Genomic DNA, 22298 nt, shown 5'->3' on the forward strand with positions numbered 1-22298 from the left:
AACAAGGCAATTAAAATTTATGAGCAATGTTTCCCCGCAAAAGCTAAAAAGCAGGGAAAAACTTTCCGACAAATAAAAAAACTCTTTCTGCGCACGCAAAAAGAGGTCAATATATAATAAACCAATCTAAAATAAAAATCTCGACAATAAAATAGTCGAGAAAAATAGATCGCTCTATTAATCCCCTTCCCCATCGCTCGCAGGTCAAACGGTGACTGTTAATTAGGCAGTTCTCCTGGCTCTAGTTCATCGCTTCTCCAAACCTTCTCAAAACAATCGTTCCAATGGCATATCTTGGAGTCGCTCCCTATTACAGTGGCGGGACCGCGTTGGCTTCTAAACCAAACTTCCCTATTAAGTCCGTAAGGACACCTAACTCTTCCTATTCAATTTAAAGATGAAGTTCATCACTTTCATCGGATTTATCATATCATTACTATTATAAATTGTCAACTCATAAAATGAATGGATCTTAAACCCTATATTTATGCATCCAATAAAACCAGATCTATTAAACGGGATCATTTTAAAAAGAAAATCATCATGGTGCTACCGCTTTTTACTGCGACAGCACCATGATGGTAAAAATAATAATGAGATATTTTCACGCTAAGCTTTTTATGCTCAGACAGAGAATTTACTAATTTCGCCTCTCAATTCAATTGCCATTCTAGCCAAATCATCGGCAGCAGACTTAATTTCTTGAACTGCTGCACTTTGTTCTTCACTCGCAGCCGAAACCTTTTCTGCGCCGTTTGCATTCACCTTAGCAAAATCAGCAATCTTTTCAACTGCTTCTTTCATATGATAACTGCTTTCTTTTTGCTTTTGTGTAATTGTAAGAATACGATCAACTTGTGCACTCGCCGTACTAATTTCATCATAAATTGCATCAAAGGAAGCACCTGTATTTTCTACAGCAACAACACCATCATCAACATTTTTCCGCCCTCTATCCATAGATTCTACAGCTATTAAAGTTTCCTGACGAATTGAGCTGATAATCTCGGCGATTTCACCTGCCGCCCGTTCTGATTGTTCAGCAAGTTTACTGACTTCCTCTGCTACTACCGCAAAGCCGCGCCCATGCTCACCCGCGCGCGCTGCTTCAATTGCAGCATTTAATGCCAATAAGTTCGTCTGCCCTGCTAATCCCGTAATCGTATCTACAATCGTACCAATTTGCCTTGATTTTTCACCTAAAAGATTAATAACTTCTGCACTATCTTTAACACCTTGTTGAACATCGCTAATTTTAATGATTGCATCTTCGGATTGCTTCGTTCCCTTATGCGCTGAGACTTTGCTATCATCCGTAACTTTCGCTGCATCTTCCGCCGCGGTTGCAGCGTGATCAATTGATTGCATCATATGATGAATTACGGTAACCGATTCCTCTGACAACCGCACCTGCTCATTGGTTCCTTCAGCAACCTTTTGAACCGTAGTCGCTACTTCCTGTGAGGATTGTCCAACAGCATCAATCGAAGCGGCAAGTTGCTCTGAAGCCGCCGAAACCGTTTCCGATGCCTCGGTTGTCTTCATAATTAAATTGCGCAGATGTTCAATCATTGCGTTAAATTCCTTGGCAAGCAAATTGATTTCCAAAGCTCCATCCACAACAATTTTACTGGACAAATTACCTTTAGATATTTTTTGCGCACCTTCAATTAGAATTTTAATTGGATTTACAATACTATTCGCTAACCTTAATGCAACGAATCCACTGATCAAGATAGATAAAACTACAATGATACTCATAACAAGACTATTTTGAATCACAGCAGCATAAACCTCATTTGTTGGTTCGTAAGCAACTACAGCCCAATTGTATTTCTCCACTGGCGTGTAGACAATCAAGCTATCTTCCCCAGTGCTGGATTCCGCATCCATCGAACCGCCCTGACCGCCAATTGCTTTCGTCACATATTCATACTTACTGAAATTTTCCTTAGCAAATACCTTTTCCTTATCCGGATGTGCGATAATCGTTCCTTTATTATCGACAATATCAATGTAGCCAGTTTTTCCAATCACATTTGCTTCTGCAATTTCCCATAAAGATTGCATACTTACATCAGATGCTATAACACCAACAACGCTGCCATCTGCTCCTAAAATAGGTGCGGACACCGTAGCACAAAGTGCTTTTGTTGTCGCGGAAATATAAGCATCAGAAAAAAACACCTTTCCATTTCTTGCTTCTTTAAAATAATCACGGTCAGCTCGATTACTATTTTTACCGCTTGTACGAGCAATCTGCTGACCATCTTTATCTAATACTGCAATCAATTCAAATTGAGGATTCTTTTTTTGAACTTCAATTAAAAAGACTTTCATCGTTTCTGCATCCATAGAACGAACCGATGGAACCGCAGCCAATGATTCATTTATACTTTGTGCATTATCTAGTAATGACTTAATCCGATGAGAAATTTCTTTGCTTAGATTAAGATTCGCTGATACTGCCGATTGTCGCATCTCCACAATATTGAAATACGCATTTAAAGCTGTACCAATTACAACAGGAATAAATGCAAATAAAATAAATAATACCACAAGTTTTGTTTTTAAACTTTTTCTCATAATACCACCCCAAAATCAATTCATAATCACTACACTGTAAAATTCATCGTTTATCTTGTCATACTTCGTAAAGATATGCCATTAAATGATGTATTATTTCATAATACATCCTAAACTACCAAAAACTATGAGAAACTATAAACAACTACATAAATTTCAGTTATATTATCATAATTCATTCTGCATGTCGTATTATTTTTATTTCTTATTTTTTTATAGCATCTTTTATGTGCGCAACATAAAGCGCTTGAAAAGCTTCGTTTTCACCCAAACCATGTAGATACACTTGCACTTCATAACCTGCCTTAATCAATCTACTTTTCCAAGACTGTGCATGGGCGCCAGCCATATCAACCTCAACATGATTCCCCGCTACCAATAGAAAAGGCATCAAAATTACGCGTTTTATCCACTTCTTCTCTTTTAGCCGTATCAATATATGCTCGATATTGGGATAATCGTTCTCTTCCAAAACGCCAATCGTAATATGCGCGTCCATTTCATCTAATCTTCTTTGTAAGATTTCATAAACTGCATTATGCTGATTGGGCGATCCATGTCCCATAAATACAATTTCTGTAGATAAATGATGCTTTGGAATCTGGTGTCTAACAGCCTGTATCCCCAGCAAAAAATCATCTGTTTTTCCATCATATTTCTCCGACATAAAAACAGGCCGTCCAACAGAAATTTTTTCAAATTGTTCTTTATAGGGCTGAACAACCTGAACAATTTTATTCTCATATTCTTCGCCGGGCGTCAAATGTGTTGATTGAACGATAACTTCCGGATATCCTTCTTGCTTTATCTTTTCTAATGCTTGTGGCAGAGTATCTACATAAATACCTCGTGCACTTAACTTTTTTATAATAAAATTCGAAGTAAACGCCCGTCTGACTTCATACGCGGGAAAGCTTGCTTTGATTCTATTTTCTACACTCTCAATACATTTTCTTCTAACTTCATCATTTACTGTCCCAAAACTCACAACAACAATTGCTTTTTTCACTCTACACCTCACCTCCTTTAAGACAAAATAAAACACCTCTTGCATAAATGTAACATTTTTATACAAAAAGACCTTTAAATTCCTGTTGATTATTCTAGCACTTTTTTTATCATTAAACAAGTTGCTGTAAAAATAATCAAAATAATATTTTTTGATATCTATTGTCTAATCTTATATATTCTTACAATAAACGTATGTTATAATATAATAAATTATTTTTCAAAATTTCGATTCTAGAATGTTTAAGCAATGATATGATGAAGGAGTTGAAGTGTAAAATGAAACTACTACAAAGTATTCGATTTCGCCTTATGGCGATCATTGCCGCCCTCGTTGTTGGTACCTTAATCGTCGTGTCTGGCAGCGGCTACTACATAGCACAAAAACATTTAAAGCAAAGTCTCAATCAATCCGAGCAAGCCATTGCTGAAAGCGCTGCTGCTTATGTAAAAACAGAACTAGAAACCGCATTGCTGCAATTAGAAGATTTGGCAAATACAGCCAGAGTACAGAGCGGTGATAAAGCACAGATGCTTCCCGCTTTAAGCGACTATCATAGACGTATAGGCAAATTTGACCACATCTTTTTTGCATCGCTTGACGGCAATGGGTTTAATGAACTTGGAAAGGGCTTTAATTATTCCGATCGCGAATATTTTCAGAAAGTTGTTACAACGAAAAAACCTTATATATCAGATGTCTTTGTTGCAAGAACTACAGGAATACAATCGGTATCATTATGTGTTCCCGTGTTTTCTAACACACAGCTAATTGGTATCGTCTTTGGAACTTATTCCCTAGATAAAATGGCACCAATTATACAAAATATCAAATTTAAGCAAGAAGGCTATGGCATTCTTCTATCCAATACAGGAATATATTTGGCAAATCCAATGAATCCTGAAATGGTAGGTAAAATAAATTTAAAAACCGCAGCGATTCCCGATGAAATGAAAAAACACTTTGGCGACTCTGTGAAAATTGATTCCAATCTTATCAGTGCTTTTCAGGAAACGGCAGAAAAAAATACACGCGTTCCGCTGCAATATAAATCTATCACAGGCTCATCACAACAAGGTTCACTAAATCCAATTTCCTTATCTGGTGATCAAACTTGGTATTTACTCATGACTACAAGCACTACGGATGCGAACAGTGAGCTGACCGCATTATCAAGAATTCTGCTGGGTCTTTCATTCATTTGCCTTTTCATTGTTCTGGCTATGACGTTCTGGATGAGCCAGTCTTTTGTTCGCCCAATCTTACGAATTAATCAAGTCATTAAAGAAATCGCAGCCGGTCAATTGAAACCTGTTTTCAAACAAATCCGCGATAAAAGTGAATTTGGGCAATTATCCGACAATGTCATCTTAATGAATAAAAACCTCCGAACACTCGTTCAACAAGTAAACACACAGGCTGAACAATTAGCAGCCTCCAGCCAACAGCTTACTGCTAATGCGCAGCAGTCTGCAGAAGCTTCAAATCAAGTTGCCGGTTCTATTACCGATATTGCACAAGGTGCAGAAAAACAAGCAGTTTCGGCAAACCAGATCGCAAAAACTTCTGAAGTGATGTCTATAAAAATGGACGAGATCTTTAAACAATCACAAGAAATAACAGAAATCGCTAGTACAACCTCTCAATCTGCTGAAACTGGTCTGCAATCTGTAAACCAAACAATTGAACAAATCAATGAAATTGGCAAAGGTACCGAAATTACGCAGAATGCAATTTCCGAACTAAGCAAAAGCTCTCAGGCAATCCGTGAAATTATTACATTAATCACTTCAATCTCTGGTCAAACCAATTTACTTGCCTTAAACGCTGCAATTGAAGCAGCACGCGCAGGTGAACACGGGCGCGGTTTTGCAGTTGTAGCAGAAGAAGTACGTAAACTTGCGGAAGAATCGAACCAGGCTGCTAAGCAAATAGACGCACTCGTAGAAAGTAATGAAATAAATCTTAATCAGGTCATCACTGTTACAAAATCAGGCTCTGACGGCATCCATACCGGAATTTCACTTGTGCATAACACAGGCGAAACATTTAAAAATATCGTAGAAGCTATACTTATACTATCTAATCAAATTAGGATGATCTCGGATTCTATAAATGAAATCACACTTGCCAATCGTAATTTAGTAGATTCCATTCATGAAATTGATCGTTCTATCAAAAATACCGCAGCGGAATCTCAAAATGTTTCAGCGGCTACCGAAGAACAATCAGCTTCTATGCAAGAAATTGCTACAGCCAGTCATCATCTCGCAGTATTAGCAACTGAATTACAAACAGCAATAGAAAAATTTAAAATTTAAACACGAAGAAGCTCTGTATGAATATATTCATACAGAGCTTCTCTTGCGTTTAGACAAACTAAAACAAGATAAACAAAAAAGCTTTCCAGTATTTTTATACCAGAAAGCACTTATTTCAATGGTGATCCACCCGCGACTCGAACGCGGGACACCCTGATTAAAAGTCAGGTGCTCTACCGACTGAGCTAGTGGATCATATACTTGGCTGGGGCGGCTGGACTCGAACCAACGCATGCGGGAGTCAAAGTCCCGTGCCTTACCGACTTGGCTACGCCCCAATATAAAATTCATGGGGTGACTGGAGGGAATCGAACCCTCGAAGTACCGGAGCCACAATCCGGCGTGTTAACCACTTCACCACAGCCACCATAAAAAACAAAATAAAAAATATAAGTACCTGTCCTCAATTCATCGATTTAAATTCAAGACAAAGTTTCTTATAAAAAGTAAATGGTGACCCTGGCAGGAGTCGAACCTGCGACCTTTTGATTCGTAGTCAAACACTCTATCCAGCTGAGCTACAGAGTCACTTACGTTACTTGAATAGTATACGTGTTTTTTTTATTTTTGTCAACATTATTTGAGAAAAATTGACCTAATAAATAAAAATATCTGGTCTGCTAGCAGACCAGATATTTTTATTTATTATTTTGCAAAACGTTCACCAAAAGCGTTGCATACTTCTTCACCCTCTTGATCCGGTGCATCACGCAAAATTAAACCTTGCTCAAATAAGTTTGCCTGATTACTCTTTACTCGTTCTTCCCAATCATGCATCCATTCGCCATTGCCCCAACCGTAAGAACCAAATAGCGCTACTAATTTACCTTGCAGTTTAGCTTCAACAGACTCGAAAAACGGTGCAAACTCACTTTCTTCGAGTTCTTCACAGCCCATCGAAGGACACCCAAAGGCGATTCGATCATATTGCTCTATGTCCTGATCATTGAAATCACCGACATGAAAAAGTTTTACCTCTTTCTCCACTCCTTCAATGCCTTTTGCAATTGCCTGCGCCATTTTCTCTGTATTTCCTGATCCACTCCAATAAACCACTGCAATTTGACTCATTGCTATGCCCCCTTAATATTTAAATCGCTTTTAAAAGTTTTTTAATAGATGTACCATTACTCAAATGTTTACAAAACACATTGGTGCATTTTGTATATTTTTCAAATAGTGCTTTGGCTCGTATTTCGTCAGAATAAACTTTCCAATATCCACAAAGTTTAAAATTTTGTCCTTTATGTTCGATGAAACCACTCACATCTTCGGCCGGATAACCTAAAAATAAACCAATTTCGTGCGGAAAAGTTTTTGTTAACGACATACGTATTTTTAGATGATTTAGATGGCTTTCGATGCTATCTCCTTTTTTATAACCAAATCTTGTAAGAATTTTTTCTCCCTCGATTTGATTCAATACTTTCTGAAGCCTAGACTTTCGATAAACCAAGATTAAGGTATACTTCGTGCTATTAGATAAAACAAAAAAGAAAATATCTTTACAATTTAGACAGCATTCATATTCTTGCAATAAGCTAAAAAAATCAGCAAATTTATCTTTTGCACAGGAAATCAAGCTTGCTGACTTTATTCCCACTAATGTTGGTGCACAATGAAATGCTAGTAATCTCTCAAAATGCTTATCTTCTTTCATCTGTTTCCCCCGCTACCAATAGATTTATTTTCCCCATACAATATTATAATCCATATGATAATGATTTTCAATATCATATGGATTATAATAAAAAATTTTTCTTTCCATCTTCTTACTTTATTTAAAAATAGACACAAAAAAAGTTTACCTGAGCATAGTAAACTTTTTTGCGTGTATTTTATATTTTGGAGAGCCTCTATGAAAAGCTATGTCTATACTATAACACATTTGATATTGAGAATCAATATCAAATTATAAATTTATTTAAAAATAGGCACAAAAAAAGTTTACCTGAGCATAGTAAACTTTTTTTGCGTGTATTTTATATTTTGGAGAGCCTCTATGAAAAGCTATGTCTATACTATAACACATTTGATATTGAGAATCAATATCAAATGTGTTATTTTTTTAAAATTTATTTTGCTAAAATTTCGACCCCTGTTTCCGTAATGACAATTGTATGTTCCCATTGCGCTGATAAAGAACCATCCTTCGTATAAACCGTCCAATTATCTTTCTTATCCGTATATACTTTATAGTCTCCACAATTGATCATCGGTTCCACAGTTAACACCATTCCTGGAACTAATAACATTCCAGTACCACGTTTTCCTACATGAGGCACAAAAGGTTCTTCATGGATTTTCTTTCCTACACCGTGTCCGCCTAAATCAACAACAACAGAGTATCCATTGGCATGCGCATATTGCTCTACAGCTTCACCAATGTCACCTAAATAGCCCCACGGCTGAATCGCAGCAATTCCCTTTTCCATACATTCTCTTGCGACATTTACAAGCTTTTCTGCTTTTTCACTGACTGTTCCTATCATAAACATCCGTGAAGCATCTGCATAATATCCACCCAGAGCTGTTGTAATATCAACATTTACGATATCGCCTTCTTTTAAAATTGTTTTTTTAGATGGAATTCCGTGACATACCACATTGTTAATCGAAATACAAGTACTCTTTGGATATCCATGATAATTTAGACACGCAGGGATTCCACCTTGCTGCACAATATAATCATGTGCAATTTGATCTAACGATTCTGTATCGATACCAGCTTTTATATGCGCAGCGATTAAATCCAATGCGCCACCATTAATTTGCGCACTCTTTTTTATGCCTGCAATATCTGCTTCATTTTTAATCGAACTTCGCGGCGGTAGCAAATGACCTTTAAAGACATCAAGTTTTATACTCTTCATTTTTTCATCAAAGCTTAAATGACATTTTTTATACTTTATCCCACTACCACACCAACATTGACCGTTTCTATCCATAATAAAATATTTTCCTCTTTTCTTTATTAAAATTATAGTTTATCAATACGATTGCTTATCAACCATCCTAATAAACAATTTATGAAATGCACACTATAGAATTAAAGTTTAGCTATCTAGAATGTGCATGAATGAAAATGACAAATTCTATCTTGCTCAAGATCTATCAAACCATATTCTTTTCTATGCACTGATCTGTTAATTTATAATTATAACACAATTTATTCACATATTTCGTATGTCTATAAAAGAAACTCTCCTTATCATTATATAATATGCAATAAAAATTATTAAATTTAGAAAATAAGGAGGATTTGGATTAAATAAAGAGAATATATAAATAATAATTACAATATAATATTTATTATTGTTTGGAGGTATGCAACATGATTATAGGAAATATAAACGTTACAGTAAACAACGGGCCGATTGAAAGGGAAGAAATTTTAAATTATATCAATTATATAAAACAAAATCATCCACATCAAATACTAAAAAACTTAACGCTCACAATTGACAACGAAGATGTTGAGATGGAATATAGTTTTGCAAATATAAAATTTGATCGAATTCGCCGTATTACAGGCTATCTCGTAGGTACAGTAGATAGATGGAATAATGCAAAGCGAGCCGAAGAAGGCGACCGTGTAAAACATACAAACTAAAAACAAATAGAGAAGTATCCACTTTCGGATACTTCTCTATTTGTTTTTAGTTTAGATTTAGATTGATTTAGAAACTATAATATCTTCTATTTTTCTTTTTGGAACGTGATGTACTTGCTGTTCATCACGCCAATATTTAATATCGCCACTTGCATCCATTGTTTCAATAACCACAGTTTCTTTTGGCTTGCCTAAAGCTAAAACTAAGACAATTTCCAAGTTCTCGCCCAGATTTAATACCGTCTTTAATTTTTCCGCTTGCACATTGCCAATCATACAGCCACCCAAGCCTAATTCAACTGCACCAAGTAATATGGTCTGGGCCGCAATGCCAGCATCAAAGCTCGTCGCCATTTTATAGTTTTTGTCTTGTAATAAGATAATATAAGCAGCCGGTCTTTCTCCCTCAACGGGGCCATCCCAATCTCGTAAATAACCTGCCCAACCTAAAGTAGCAAAGATTTGTTCGTTATCCTGTTTTTCACTGGAAATATAATATTTAAGTGCTTGCTTATTTGCGCCAGAAGGTATCTTCCGCGTATAGTCTACAAGTTTAAGCAAAGTTTCCCTCGTAATCTTTTCCTCTTCAAAAAAACGCCTATAGCTGCGATTCTTTAATACAAGATCTTGAAACATAAAACTCCCCTCACTCTATTTAAATTTATTTTAGATGTTTATACATCTCTCAATATTGACCACTTTGAAAATAAAAAACAAATGATCTATTAAAACATATGAAACTTTATTCGTCACCATCAAAAATAATTCCTGCACTTTTTCTCGCCGCAACTAAAACTTCTAAAGCAATACGACTTTTTTCTAAACGAATTTGGACTGCCTCATAATTTTTAGCATCGATCCATTCTGTCATCTGCGCAAACTCATAATACATACGATGTCTATTCTCATTAAAGTCATAGATTTTTTCTGGTTGTTGATTCAGCAGCGTCTGAAAGGTCGTACAAGAATTGGTCGGCTGTTCAAGATGAATGCATCCGCTATCCCCTTGAAGATTCGATGTAACTGGAGCAGCGCAATCTTTCGCCCCAATGCATACAGATTGAAAATTTGGATAAGAAAGAACCAAAAGACCTGATACATCAATATCTTTTTCAATATTGGCATAGTATTGTACACTGTTTGGTTTTCCAAACAGTCCAGTAACAAAATGAATATTATAAATATTTAAATCCATCAATGCACCGCCTGCATGATTTACGTCAAAAGCAGGTAAAATCTCGCCACGTTGGAACGCATCGTAACGACTGGAGTACTGTGAATAATTACACTCAATAATTTTAACCCGCCCTAGTTTGCTTATCTGGTTTTGAATTTCCCTATAATAAGGCATATAAGGAATTGTTATGGCTTCCAGGAGCATCAGTTGCTTTTTTTGGGCAATCGAAGAAAGTTCATCGAACTGGCTAAGTGTTACAGTAAAGGGTTTTTCACAAATAACATGTTTTCCCTCCTCTAAAGCCTTTTTACAAAACGCATAATGCACATCATTCAACACTGCAATATAGATCGTATCGATCTCTTGATTTTTTAACATTTCATCGTAATCCGTATAATACTTTGCAATACGATATCGATTACAGATTTGATCAAGTTTCCCCTCACGATTACTTCTTGCATAAATTGCTTGAACATCTAATCCTTTAATTTCATCTTTAATAGACAAAAATTCCGTTACAATCTTTCCTGCTCCTGCAATTCCAAGTTTCATTTACATGCACTCCTTCTAGAATTAAGCTCAAACGATAAATTTCTAAATCCTGACCTCGATTGATTTGACTTTATTATATCATATAATCTATCGCTTCTGCTAAAATATAACTTTTTAGCTATAAAAAGACCTCGCTATTTATTGGTTGAATATCCATAAATAACGAGGTCTTTTCTTTGAAAGTCAAAGTTTCTTATCTATAAGCATCAAGCTTCAAAAACAGCCGCAACGTCTTCCAGATGCTTCGTAATATCAATATGCTGCGGGCAGCTTCTTTCACATTGTTTACAGTTAATGCACTCTGATGCTTTCCCATGTGTTTTCGTGTAATTATCGTAATATACCCTTTGTATCGAAAAGCCTTTACTTAAAGATTGTTTTTCTGTGTTATACAATGCAAAATATCTCGGAATATCTATATGTTTCGGGCACTTATCTACACAGTATTGACAGGCCGTACAAGGGATTGCAATCGCTTCATGCAAAATTTGTACTGCTTTCTTCACTATATCATACTCTTCTTCTACAAATGGCTTTAAGTTCTGCATATAATCTGTGTTATCAAGCAATTGCTCCATGTCAGACATTCCACTTAGCACCATCATAATCCCTTCATGACTTGCTGCAAAGCGGATCGCCCATGAAGGAATCGACAGATCCGGATGATATCCTTTAAATAATGTTGCCACTCGTTCTGGCACTTTGGCAAGCATTCCACCTTTTACCGGTTCCATAACAATCACTGGCTTGCGATGCTTTCTTGCTACTTCATAACATTTCCTTGATTGAATTCCAGCGTCCTCCCAATCAAGATAATTGATTTGTAATTGCACGAAATCTACTTCCGGATGTGCTGTTAGAATTTCATCAAGTAAATCAGCACGGTCATGAAAAGAAAAACCAACCTGCTTTATTTTGCCGGCTTGCTTTTTTTCCTGAACAAAAGCAAAGCTATCAAATTTTTGTGCTGTCTGATAGTTCGTAACCCCAAGGTTATGAAGCAAATAATAGTCAAAGTACTCCACACCGCATTTTTCTAACTGCTCATCAAAAATACGTTCTTGATCTCCCTCTTTTTTCAAAAACATCGTTGGTAATTTGGTTGCTAAAGTAAAACTTTCTCTTTTATGCCGTTTTACCAACGCTTCTCTAATGGCCTCCTCGCTTTTCCCTGCATGATACATATACGCTGTATCAAAATAAGTAAAACCTCTCTCTATGAAAGTATCCACCATCTGATTTAACGTATCCATATCAATGCTTGTTGCATCATTTTTGTCTTGCAGTGGTAAGCGCATAAAACCAAATCCTAATTTTTTCTTTTCCATAGTAAACTCTCTCCTCAATTATTTTCTACTTTTAAAATACACTTTTATAATTTATTGATCATGCTGGCATTATAGGCTGCGCCAAATCCATTATCAATATTCACTACACTGACTCCGCTTGCACAACTGTTCAGCATAGAGAGTAAAGCTGAAATCCCCCCAAAATTTGCCCCATAGCCAACACTGGTTGGCACAGCAATTACAGGTTTATCTACCAGCCCTCCAATGACACTGGCAAGTGCGCCTTCCATCCCCGCAACCACAATAACAACCTTTGCGCCTCGAATAATCGCTAACTTATCAAACAGGCGATGAATGCCCGCCACTCCTACATCAACAATCTTTTCCACACGATTCCCCATAAGCATAGCTGTTTCTGCAGCCTCTTCAACCACTGCCAAATCAGAAGTTCCTGCGGAAACAATCGCAATATAAGTTTTAGTCAGTTCTTCTTCTCTTTTGCGGATTGTAATCGTTCTGCCCAAAGGATTATAAACCGCTTCTTTGCAAATTGTTTTTACAGCATCATATATTTTTTCATCCGCACGTGTTGCTAATATATTATTCTCTTTTGTCATCATATACGCAACGATGTGCTTGACTTGCTCTACAGTTTTTCTTTCACAATAAATAACTTCCGGATACCCCACCCGTATTTCACGATGATTATCAATCTTAGCAAAGCCTAATTCTTTATATGGTAAGTCTTCAATGATTTTCGATGCTGCTTCAACCTCTATTTCATTATGTTTTACCCTTTCAAGCAATCTTTTGATATCCGATCTATCCATAATTTCCTCCTAAACCAACCATTTAACTACAACAGGTCTCTCTATGCATCTCATCTTCTAAAAAGCAATCTACACTTTCACTTTTCATCAGCAGAGTTGCATTCTATTTTTTTGTAAATATCTTGATACACTTTCAAAATTGGAACTTCATTTTCCAGTGCAATTTTTTTACAATCTTCATATTCAGGCTTGAATTTTACCTTTTCGCCTTGATAATACGCATTTTTAATATTTACAGCTCCGTAGGATGTGCAAATTTTTGTATAATCTCTATCTAACATAACTTTATCAACACGATATTTTCTAATGCCAATAGAAGTCGTTTCACGAAAAATCACGTTGAGGATATTTTTTTCATGCACCTCATCAACCAATACACTAAGTTTTGTCGCCAGTCTCCCCTTTTTCATCAAAATCGCCGTCTTAAATACATCTAAGGCACCTTGTGCAAACAATTTTTCTTCTATATAGCTATAAAATTCAGGATTCATATCATCAATATTCGTTTCTATCATAAATTGGTTTTCTATTTTCATACACTGTTCTTCGCAAGTAAGATATACTCTTAAAACATTTGGAATCTCCAAATCTCTATGACCGATTCCATACCCAATCTTTTGAACGGCAAAATCAAATTGATCTGTAAATTGGTTTACATTTGCTGCTAATATTGCGGCACCGGTAGGTGTAGTAGTTTCAAATGGAACAATACCAGTTTTCACCGGAATATGTTTTAATATTTCAACAGTCGCCGGTGCAGGAATTGGAATGATGCCATGCGCACACTCCACAAAACCGCCCCCTAACTGAACGGAGGAGGCCATAATTTTATCTACCTTTAAAGAATCCAAGCATACCGCAGCTCCTACAATATCTACAATGGAGTCAATGGCTCCAACCTCATGAAAATGGACTTCATTTAAAGGCTTTCCATGAACTTTCGCTTCAGCCTCTGCTATTTTCATAAAAATAGACAAACTTATTTTCTTAACCTTATTACTTAAGGTACTATTTATAATGATAGCTTCAATGTCTCTTAAATTTCGATGCACATGATGCAAGCTATGATCAGACTTGCTATCCTGTTTTGCTTCATGATGATGGTGCTCTTCCTGCTCATGATGACTTTTTAAAACAACAGTCACCTTAGTTCCTGTTATTCCTTTTTTATTTCCTTTCTCTACTCGCAGTTCATATGCATCATCTAAATTAAGTTTTGATAATTCTTTTCTTAAGTAAGCTTCATCTATTCCTAAATCCAATAATGCACCCAAATTCATATCACCGCTAATACCACAAAAACAATCATAATATAACACTTTCATAATCGATTTCTCCATATCATAAATTTATAACACTCCAACCATTATTTAACCTTAAGATTGATTACTTTTTACATATCATTTAGCTTTTCACAATTTCTACTTGATCGATCTGTTCTCCATTTGGCAGAAACGACGTTAGTTTCAGTGCATTTAATGTTACTTCCATTGTCATATAATTATCCGTCTCCGGTTGTGGTGCCACTGCCTTATCAAAAGGATGATCTACCCATAAATTCGGATAACGAACATTGCCAGCAACACCAGTTACAATATAAAGCGGACCGCGTGTATCCGGCTGAAAATTATATAACTGCTCACGTCGGCGATATGTATGAAGATGTGCTGTGAGCACAACATCAATGCCATATTGATCAAATAACGGCATCCAATCTCTTCCGATTGCTGAAATGCCTGCCTTACGATCACTTCGATTTCGAATTTCATAGGTTAAAACATCCTTATGCATCAAAACGATCTTCCATTTTTTCTGGGTTTGCGTAATATCGTTTATAAACCATTCTCTCTGCGCTTCAAGAAGTCCAGGCTGAAACTGCTCCATCTCATCAAACTGCGTATTTAAAACAATAAAATGTGCCGCCCCATAATCAAACGAATAATACTGATTCTGCCGCTTTTCATCACCATTTTTCGGTAAAGAAAACAAATGTAAATAAGCTTCTGGATTACGCACTTTCCAGTCTAAATTATAAGTTTCATGATTGCCCATAACCGGAACTGCGGGAATCGTATTGATGATTCCCTCCAAAGAATCGAACCAAGCTCGCCATTGGGTATGATCCTCTCCATTATCAACCAAATCTCCCATGTTGACAAAGAAAGCAGCATCTGGATTTTCTGTTCTCGCAAACTGCGCGATTTTTTTCCAATCACTATAATCACTGGACTGCGAGTCTGGAAAAATCAATGCCTTAAAATCTCCTCCGGAATCAGTATCTAAAACGTGCCAATCACTACGCTTATCCTCATAACCAAGACGATATTCATACTGTGCTCCCGCTTTTAAATCCTGCAATGTCGCCGTATGTATATGGGTCACCACGTTGTCATCAACAAACTTTTCGTCATTCGCTGTACTTGATTTAATCTCGGATTTTCCTATACTCCTATATTCGACCAACGCATTTTTTTCGGAAAGTGCAGATTGCCACATAATAGTTCTAGAGTTAGAACTGTCTCTTGTAATGATCTGTCGAATAAAAAACGCATCCAAATCTCCCATAGGCACATAATGTCCAACGATTGCCTTTGCCGTGTCAAACATATTTTGTGTCCATGATCGTATACTTGGCAAAAAAGTATACAGTCCTGTTGCGCCTATCACAACTCCGCCAATAACTTTTGCAAACATCCGTCGCGAAAATTTCTGATTTCCTCTTTTCACCTCTGTACACTCCATTTCTATCTTCAATCAACGTATATGAATTAATTTTCAATTCATTTTAATCGATCTATACTGCTAGATCTTAGTTCACCTTCATCATATCATTTAGAGTTGACTCAAAGTCAAGTATTTTTACGTATCTTTGTGTAAATCGGACAGAAAGGTAACGGAACACTACTATACTATCGCACAACATTCTAAAAAGATACATCAAAAAACTAGATGGTACGCTTTTAAGAATACCATCTAGTTTTTCTATTTTATTTATTCGAACTTATCCTATGCTCTATCGATTCTTCAGTCCAATAAGGGTAGCAAATATCCATAATTTTTTTCTTTCATTTCTTCCTTGCTAATAAAAAGTAATGCTGCGCTATTAATACAATATCTCAAACCACCAAATTGCTTCGGTCCATCTTTAAAAACATGACCAAGATGGGCATTGCCTAATTTACTTCGCACTTCGACCCGTTCCATACCATGGCTTCGATCGATTACTTCAATGAGATTTTCCAGTCGTATGGGTTTAGCAAAACTCGGCCAACCACAACCAGATTCAAACTTATCCGTTGAAACAAAAAGTGGTTCTCCTGTCGTTACATCAACGTAAATCCCTTCCCGAAAATTATCATAAAATTCATTTCGAAAAGGTGGTTCCGTGGCATTTTCTTGGGTCACTGCATATTGCATTTGAGAAAGCGTATTTTTTAACGTTGATTTTGATTGTTTAAGATATCGTGACGAAGAATCTACCGCTTGTTCAGCCTGCGTGAATTTTCCGTGAGGAATATGACAATAGCCGTGTGGATTCTTGTCTAAATATTTTTGATGATAATTTTCTGCAGCATAATAATTCCGTAGAGGAGCAACTTCAATAGCAAGCAGTTCCTCGTATCGCTTTTGTAGAACTTGTAAAGAATTGATAATTTGTTGTCGATCTTTTTCTTCTACATAATAAATTCCAGTACGGTATTGTGATCCAATATCATTCCCTTGACGATTCTTTGCGATAGGATCAATTACATCATAAAAAAGCTTTAAGATGAAGTCTAAGCTTATCTCTTTTATATCATAGTAAATCTTGACTGTCTCAGCATGTCCAGTCTTTCCTGTGCACACTTCTTCATAGCTTGGATTCTCTGTAGCACCGTTTGCATAACCAACCTCGGTGAATTGAATCCCCTTGATAAGAGAGAAATATTTTTCAATGCCCCAAAAGCAGCCTCCAGCTAAATAAATTTTTCTCAACTCTTGTTCGCTTCGTTTCAAATCCATAGTCTATCTCGCCTCCATCTTCTATCCGAATTGCAATATAGTTTTATTTATATTTTACAAATTCTCCACGAATCTATTCAAATTCCTTCATTAGCAAACATATCTTAAGGAAATTTTCTTATCTTTTATGCTAATCGATTATCTCTTATAAATGAACAAAACAAAAAGGCTCCAGCAAAAACTAGAACCATCTAAAATAAATTTTTAAATATCAATCAATTAAAAACCTCGAAGATCTACGGTACGTTCCTTTTCAGCCTCAATTTGAAGGATATCATCGACATATATAAATTCGATTCGCCCTTCATCATTTTCACGCAATTTATAGAGGCTCTTTTTATTAAAGTAATCTAAAACTATATATTCATTACCATTATAATCAATCAGACTGCACCTCGTATACCTGACTTCCGCTAATTCAATGGTAGTATCTGAAGTATGAATTTTTATCATATAGTTACTTGTGCTCCCCTCTCTTGAAACATCTGCTGTTATAACAACAATATAACTCTTCCGTACTTTGTATTATGAATACATCGATTATGTAATAACTTTCTTACAACTTACTTCACCATTAAAATAATACTCTCGTAATACGCGCCTTTCTTCACATATTTTTCACCCAAAGATTTATTCGTAGATTTTAAAATGATCAGCTTACATTTATTTTCACTACAATCAGTAATTCTCCAAATTTCTTATTCTTGTCACATTTTACACTTTTATCCAACTTAAATAAACCTAATAAAACAGCTATTTTCGCACTAAAAAACCGTAAAATTAAAACGCCCTGTATGAACTATATTGCCACAGCCTATTTTAATGAAAATTTTCGAAGTTCCATTTTTTAAATTGTACTGGCGTAACCCCTGTATATTCTTTAAATAAACGACAAAAATAATCCGAACTACTATAGCCTAATTTTGCGCTTACTTCATAATTTTTATATTCTCCTGCCCCCAGTAAATATTTGGCATGTTCCATCTTCACTTTAGTGACATAATCAATAAAATTACTCCCGGTTTTCTGTTTGAACAGCTTTCCTATATAATCTTTGCTTATATGCACTTCATTTGCAATATATTCAAGTTTTATATTTTCTTCTACATGTTCTACTACATACTTACAAGTTGTTCCCACCACACTATCAGAACGATATAGTTCATATTTTTTTATAACGTCCAACATACGACTAATATTTCTCGAAAACTTTATTTGTAAGTCTTCTACCGACTCTGAATGACTCAAAGTATCATGAAAAATAATTTCTTCAAGCGTCCACAACCATGGGAAATTTTTATTTAACTCATGCTTTAATTGCAAAAGCACTTTTTCTAATAGTATTTCTGTCTTATCCATATCTTGATTTGTTAAATTGAATAATTCTGTACAAGTTTTTTTTGCTTCATCAGTCACTCTACATTCACCAGACATCAGCAAATCAAGCAAATTTCTCTCCTGATTCGTCGGATACAAAAATCTAAGATTGTTTTCAAATAAAATTTTTTTCTCTTGCTTCCGCTTAGTTTTTAGGTATTTCTTTTCATCCAAATATAGTTTCACTCGTTTTAAGGCGTTACTTAAAATGGTATCATCAATCGGCTTCATTAAATAATCAAAAATTCCAATTCGAATTCCTTGTTGCGCATACTCAAAATCACTATATGTACTCATAATCATTAAACAAAGCTCTAACTTTGTCTCTTTAAGTTTGTTTAAAAACTTCAATCCATCCATACCAGGCATTCTAATATCCGTAATTACTAAATCAAACTCTTTTTCAGATAGCTTTTTTAACGCACCTACACCATCATAGGCTTCCGCTTCTATACAAAACCCGGAAGATTGCCATTCTTTAAACTGCCTAAGCCCACATAAAGTCGATTTATCATCATCTACCAGCAACACCTTATACAAATTACACCCCTCCTCTTCCATTCGTTTTATCTTCCTATAAACAAATGATACATAACCAATATTTCACTTTATCAAACAAAATGCTGTAAAATGTACCTTTCTTAAATTATCACTTCAGGTTTTCCCGTCATTTTTCAACAAAAACCTCATAACTATCACATTGTGTACCTTATTTCCCTTGAACTTAGCCTTCTTATGTTTAGCTTTTATTTCCAAATGCCTCTTCAAGTTATGTCTATTATAACATTGCAAATTATTACAGTTAAGTAGATATTATTAATAAATAAAAAGATTTTTGTCTTTTTATAAAAAAGAGGAGGCGTTTTCATGAAAAACACAACACAAGTAACAAATGTATCCATCAAAGAAGGTCCTATTCAAATTGGTATAGCAACCACGCCTGAGGAAAAAAGAGAAGTCTATCAATTACGTTACAAAGTTTATGCTGAAGAAATAGGCTATAATCTTGAGGATGTCGATCATCAAAACGAACTTTTATATGATGAGTTAGATGATTGGGGAATTTTACTTACCGCTCATATTGGATTAACACTTATTGGTACAGTAAGAATAAACATTGGAAAAATATCAGATTTTCCTTCTGACTTAGTTGAAACCTATTGCTTGGATAGATTTATGAAATTTTATAGTAAAAAAGATGATCCTCATTTTACAATCATCTCGCGAGGTATAATATCCCCACAATATCGTAGTTCTACAGCTTTATACCTACTTATAACAAAAATCTATGAAATGTGCTACGAGTATAATGTACAATTTTGTTTTTTAAATTGTACATTTCATTTAATTTCTTTTTATGAACATACTGGGCAGATTCGTATTAACAAAAATACTATAGATTCTAATGATAAAAGTCCTTTAACTAGTCTTGTTTTATTGGTGGATGATATTGATCATTTGAGATCAGTTAGATCCCCATTATTTCGTATTATTCGTAAAAAAAATATTATCAATAAAAAAGCTGTAAATTGGTTTTATTCAGAATTTGCCCAAGAAATTGAAATAAATATTAATACTCAACTTACCAATAAGGAAACTCTATGGAATATAATTTGGCAGTATCTTGGCATCTTACCTAATTATAAAATTCCTTTTCTAAACGGGTTAACCACCACAGAATCAAAAATTTTTTTACATTTTTGCAGTACAATTGTTCATTGTCACGCAGGTGATTACCTTACATCTCGCGGCAACACAAGTCAAGAATTTCTTATTTTACTATCTGGAAAGGCATACTCTACACTTACTGGAACGCTCTATCCTGGACAACCCTGCGGAGAAAATGGTCTAATCTGCTTTCAAACTCATTCTTCAAATATTATATCATTGGAAAACTCAAAACTTTTAGTCATATCCTCCTATGCTTTTTGTAACTTTAGAAAACGACATCCTAATATTGCATATAAAATACTTGCTAATATGTGTCATTCTTAAAAACTTCATCACTTATTATAACAGTAGGAAATATTGATATTAATGTAAAAATTTATTATAATTTAAAACATACGTTTGCTATCTCACCTAAAAGGAGCTATTATATAAAAATGAGTTATTTACAGCTATCCAATCTAGCAATAGTTTTAGGAACAATTTCAACTATACCTATATATATCTACTTATACGTAATATACCGTGAACGGTTTATGGGTATCTGGACAATGTGTTGGCTTATACTATTTACGAGATTTTTTCTATTTGACTATGGATTGATTGATTGGAATAGCTCATTTATTAGCTCCTTATTATATCAAGCATGTTATATCATAGCCACTTTTCTTCTTGTTTGCGGCACACACAATTTTACAAACCGACCATTAAGAAAATATTGGTTTTATAGTGTTATAATCATAATTATTTTGAGCATTCTCTCCTCAATAAATCATTTACCATTGATTTATAAATTAATACCTCTTACTTCATTCAGCGCCATTGCACTTATTTACACTGGATATAGTATTTTAAAAATTAACACTCAATGGTTTGGAAAATATATCACAGGGTGTTCATTAATTTTATGGGGGCTTCTCACTTTTATAATTTCTTTTTGTTATCAAAATTTACAAAATGCAGGAATTTATTCGGCTATTAGCCTTATTTGTGCTATGGTTCGTTTACTAATTGCGGGCGGGATACTGTTAGTATATTTTGAAAAAACTAGAACCGATTTAATTCTTAACCAAAAAGCTCTTCAAAAAGCTAACATAGCACTCCAACAATCTAATCAAGAGCTTAACCATTTCTGCCATTCTGTCGCACACGATTTTAAATCCCCATTACAATCAATTAACAAACTTTCTAAATACCTCTTACGTGATTATTCTGATAAAATTGATAGCAACGGGCAAGAAATTATTACACATATTCAAAATAAATCAGCAGAAGTAGTTAATATGACAGATCATTTATTAGAGCTCTCTAGAATGTCCCAAAAAGAAGTTAAAATGGATAAAATCTCTTTAGAATTACTATTTCATAAAGTGTACAAGGAGCTCATTGACATTACTCCCAAGAGAAATATAAACTTTACGACGCATCACCTACCTATAATTTACGGGGATCCGATCATGATAAAAATATTAGTGACCAATATTCTTTCCAATGCACTCAAATATACCCGTAATCGTGAGCAAACAATTATCAAAGCAACTTCTACAGAGGAAGGCAATAACTACATTATATCTGTTAAAGATAATGGTGCAGGTTTCGATATGAGTGAATCATCACGCCTCTTCAAAATTTTCGAGAGATTACACTCTGTCGATGAGTTTGAAGGAACCGGTGTCGGACTTGTCGTATGTCAGAAGATTTTAAAAAGGCACAATGGAAAAGCATGGCTTATCGGAAGCGTAAATAACGGCGCTATATTCTCCTTTTCCTTTCCCAAAAAACCAACTACTTAATCTACAACTTTGTAGTTAAGGCTAGCCAATTTAAATCGGCTAGCCTTAATTTGCGCAACAAAAAAAGCTCTAGCAAAATGC

18 protein-coding genes, 4 tRNA genes and 1 riboswitch are annotated in these 22298 nt (G+C 35.2%); of the genes, 4 read left to right on the forward strand and 18 right to left on the reverse strand.

The genetic code is table 11. From position 1 onward, the window contains the following. Positions 1–208 precede the first annotated feature (208 nt). Positions 209–391, reverse strand: a riboswitch (cobalamin riboswitch). 233 nt (positions 392–624) lie between these two features. Together BN6559_RS03540 and BN6559_RS03545 are read right to left on the reverse strand one after the other, a co-directional pair. After that, positions 625–2586: a methyl-accepting chemotaxis protein gene (locus BN6559_RS03540; protein ID WP_110953462.1), complete on the reverse strand. Its 1962-nt coding sequence runs from the start codon at positions 2584–2586 to the stop codon at positions 625–627. 205 nt (positions 2587–2791) lie between these two features. Further along, a complete protein-coding gene (locus BN6559_RS03545) occupies positions 2792–3595 on the reverse strand; it encodes a sirohydrochlorin cobaltochelatase (protein ID WP_199883719.1) in 804 nt (267 codons plus the stop codon). Between the two features lie 278 nt (positions 3596–3873). On the opposite strand from BN6559_RS03545, the gene BN6559_RS03550 reads away from it, so the two are divergent. Continuing rightward, positions 3874–5916, forward strand: a complete 2043-nt coding sequence (locus BN6559_RS03550; RefSeq protein WP_199883720.1) for a methyl-accepting chemotaxis protein — start codon at positions 3874–3876, stop codon at positions 5914–5916. Positions 5917–6035: 119 nt separating this feature from the next. On the opposite strand, the gene BN6559_RS03555 is transcribed toward BN6559_RS03550, so the two are convergent. From BN6559_RS03555 to map, 7 genes are all read right to left on the reverse strand, one after another. Further along, positions 6036–6111, reverse strand: a tRNA-Lys gene (locus tag BN6559_RS03555). A gap of 7 nt (positions 6112–6118) precedes the next feature. Continuing rightward, positions 6119–6194: transfer RNA gene (locus tag BN6559_RS03560), tRNA-Gln, on the reverse strand. Between the two features lie 12 nt (positions 6195–6206). Next, a tRNA-His gene (locus tag BN6559_RS03565) sits at positions 6207–6283 on the reverse strand. 84 nt (positions 6284–6367) lie between these two features. Then, positions 6368–6444 (reverse strand) — tRNA-Arg (locus BN6559_RS03570). 117 nt (positions 6445–6561) lie between these two features. Next, positions 6562–6987: a flavodoxin gene (locus tag BN6559_RS03575; protein ID WP_110953464.1), complete on the reverse strand. Its 426-nt coding sequence runs from the start codon at positions 6985–6987 to the stop codon at positions 6562–6564. 19 nt (positions 6988–7006) lie between these two features. Next, complete coding sequence (locus tag BN6559_RS03580; RefSeq protein WP_110953465.1) at positions 7007–7576, reverse strand: DUF3793 family protein; 570 nt, start codon at positions 7574–7576, stop codon at positions 7007–7009. A gap of 415 nt (positions 7577–7991) precedes the next feature. After that, entirely contained in the window at positions 7992–8864 is an 873-nt protein-coding gene (gene map / locus BN6559_RS03585) for a type I methionyl aminopeptidase (protein ID WP_110953466.1), read from the reverse strand. A gap of 386 nt (positions 8865–9250) precedes the next feature. Between map and nrdD the strand changes: the two genes are divergently transcribed. Further along, on the forward strand, positions 9251–9529 hold the full coding sequence (nrdD, locus tag BN6559_RS03590; RefSeq protein ID WP_110953467.1) for an anaerobic ribonucleoside-triphosphate reductase: 279 nt from the start codon (positions 9251–9253) through the stop codon (positions 9527–9529). 57 nt (positions 9530–9586) lie between these two features. Here nrdD and BN6559_RS03595 read toward each other — a convergent pair whose 3' ends face one another. The 9 genes from BN6559_RS03595 to BN6559_RS03635 form a co-directional block, all read right to left on the reverse strand. Then, on the reverse strand, positions 9587–10165 hold the full coding sequence (locus BN6559_RS03595; protein WP_110953468.1) for a nitroreductase family protein: 579 nt from the start codon (positions 10163–10165) through the stop codon (positions 9587–9589). Positions 10166–10271: 106 nt separating this feature from the next. Beyond that, positions 10272–11258, reverse strand: coding sequence for a Gfo/Idh/MocA family oxidoreductase (locus BN6559_RS03600; protein WP_110953469.1), 987 nt, complete (start codon positions 11256–11258; stop codon positions 10272–10274). Positions 11259–11464: 206 nt separating this feature from the next. After that, on the reverse strand, positions 11465–12586 hold the full coding sequence (locus BN6559_RS03605; protein WP_110953470.1) for an aldo/keto reductase: 1122 nt from the start codon (positions 12584–12586) through the stop codon (positions 11465–11467). Between the two features lie 44 nt (positions 12587–12630). Next, positions 12631–13377, reverse strand: coding sequence for a nickel pincer cofactor biosynthesis protein LarB (larB, locus tag BN6559_RS03610; RefSeq protein WP_110953471.1), 747 nt, complete (start codon positions 13375–13377; stop codon positions 12631–12633). A gap of 77 nt (positions 13378–13454) precedes the next feature. Continuing rightward, the gene (gene larC / locus BN6559_RS03615; protein WP_110953472.1) at positions 13455–14702 is read right to left on the reverse strand and encodes a nickel pincer cofactor biosynthesis protein LarC; all 1248 of its coding nucleotides are present in this window, start codon (positions 14700–14702) and stop codon (positions 13455–13457) included. 79 nt (positions 14703–14781) lie between these two features. Then, positions 14782–16104 (reverse strand): purple acid phosphatase family protein, encoded by a 1323-nt coding sequence (locus BN6559_RS03620; protein WP_110953473.1) that lies wholly within the window; start codon positions 16102–16104, stop codon positions 14782–14784. A 297-nt stretch (positions 16105–16401) separates the two neighbouring features. Next, positions 16402–17379, reverse strand: a complete 978-nt coding sequence (gene msrA / locus BN6559_RS03625) for a peptide-methionine (S)-S-oxide reductase MsrA (protein WP_199883721.1) — start codon at positions 17377–17379, stop codon at positions 16402–16404. Positions 17380–17598: 219 nt separating this feature from the next. Next, positions 17599–17832, reverse strand: coding sequence for a hypothetical protein (locus BN6559_RS03630; RefSeq protein ID WP_110953474.1), 234 nt, complete (start codon positions 17830–17832; stop codon positions 17599–17601). 366 nt (positions 17833–18198) lie between these two features. After that, positions 18199–19287, reverse strand: a complete 1089-nt coding sequence (locus BN6559_RS03635; RefSeq protein WP_234407891.1) for a response regulator transcription factor — start codon at positions 19285–19287, stop codon at positions 18199–18201. A gap of 336 nt (positions 19288–19623) precedes the next feature. On the opposite strand from BN6559_RS03635, the gene BN6559_RS03640 reads away from it, so the two are divergent. Further along, positions 19624–20751 (forward strand): GNAT family N-acyltransferase, encoded by a 1128-nt coding sequence (locus BN6559_RS03640; RefSeq protein ID WP_110953476.1) that lies wholly within the window; start codon positions 19624–19626, stop codon positions 20749–20751. A gap of 110 nt (positions 20752–20861) precedes the next feature. Then, positions 20862–22217 carry a sensor histidine kinase gene (locus tag BN6559_RS03645; protein WP_110953477.1) on the forward strand — a complete coding sequence of 452 codons (1356 nt, stop codon included), beginning with the start codon at positions 20862–20864 and terminating at the stop codon, positions 22215–22217. The last annotated feature ends 81 nt before the right edge of the window (positions 22218–22298 follow it).

This window comes from Massilibacillus massiliensis (assembly GCF_900086705.1).
Taxonomy (GTDB): Bacteria; Bacillota; Negativicutes; order FLKF01; family FLKF01; genus Massilibacillus; species Massilibacillus massiliensis.